General features: G+C 60.7%; 1 protein-coding gene. It reads left to right on the top strand.

All coding sequences use genetic code 11. From position 1 onward, the window contains the following. Positions 1 to 64: 64 nt before the first annotated feature. Positions 65 to 1,164, top strand: a protein-coding gene (locus tag CKW40_RS42230) for an IS3 family transposase (protein ID WP_095205386.1) whose coding sequence is annotated in 2 segments (ribosomal slippage) — positions 65 to 317 and positions 317 to 1,164 — 1,101 coding nt in all. Because the reading frame shifts where the segments join, the coding sequence is not laid out codon by codon here. Positions 1,165 to 1,225 lie beyond the last annotated feature (61 nt).

Genomic DNA, 1,225 nt, shown 5'->3' with positions numbered 1-1,225 from the left:
TGACCTGAGACCCTGAATCTCCTCCAGTTTTTGGTAGAGTCCGTCTGATCGAGGAGACGGACGAATGAAGCGTTCACGGTTCACGGAACAACAGGTCATCGCGATTTTGAAGGAGCAGGAGGCGGGGATGAAGACCGCGGATGTCTGCCGCAAGCACGGGATCTCGGAAGCGACGTTCTACAAATACAAGGCCAAGTTTGGCGGCATGGACGTTTCCGATGCGCGCAAGCTGAAGGCGCTGGAGGAAGAGAATGCCAAACTGAAGAAGCTGCTGGCCGAGCAGATGCTGGACAACGCCATCCTCAAGGATGTCGCTGCAAAAAAATGGTGACGCCCGATGCCAAGCGAAGCGCTGTGGTCCACGCCTGCGATCAGCATGGGGTGAGCCAGCGTCGGGCGTGCAAGGCTCTTTTCGTCGATCGCTCGAGCGTTCGCTACAAAAGCATCCGGCCCGATGATGCCGTCTTTCGAGCCGCGATGAAGACGGTTGCCGCGCAGCGGCGGCGCTTCGGCTACCGGCGCATCCACATCATGCTTGAACGGCAAGGGATGGTGATGAACCAGAAGAAGCTACGGCGGCTTTACCGGGAGGAGAAGCTGCAGGTTCGCAGGCGTGGTGGCCGCAAGCGGGCCCTGGGAACGAGAAGGCCGATGATCGCGCCGGGCCGGATGAACGAGCGCTGGTCGCTCGACTTTGTCAGCGATGCCTTCACGGACAGCCGGCGGTTCCGGGTTCTGGCCGTCGTCGACGACTTCACGCGGGAATGCCTGGCGCTGGTCGCGGACACGTCGCTGTCAGGCGCCCGCGTGGCCCGGGAACTGGACGCCATCATCGCCCGTCGCGGCAAGCCCTGCACGATCGTCTCCGACAACGGCACCGAACTGACCTCGATGGCCATCCTCAAATGGTGCCAGGAGAGCGGCGTCGAATGGCATTACATCGCGCCCGGCAAGCCGATGCAGAACGGCTTCGTGGAAAGCTTCAACGGCCGGTTCCGCGACGAATGCCTGAACGAAACGCTGTTTTCCACCCTCGCGGAAGCACGGGCGGCGATCCATCTCTGGAAGGAGGACTACAACCGGCACAGACCACACTCAGCACTGGGCAACATCACGCCGAGCGAATTCGCCATGAAAATGGCACTGGAAAAACAGGCCGCATGAGGCCAGAAATGAAACCCCGGACTCTCCACTGAGCTGGAGCAAAGATGGGTCTCAGGTCAAT

Source organism: Mesorhizobium carmichaelinearum (genome assembly GCF_900199455.1).
GTDB lineage: Bacteria > Pseudomonadota > Alphaproteobacteria > Rhizobiales > Rhizobiaceae > Mesorhizobium > Mesorhizobium carmichaelinearum.
The sequence above is the reverse complement of the archived record's forward strand: the minus strand, read 5'-3'. Positions and strand labels throughout refer to the sequence as shown.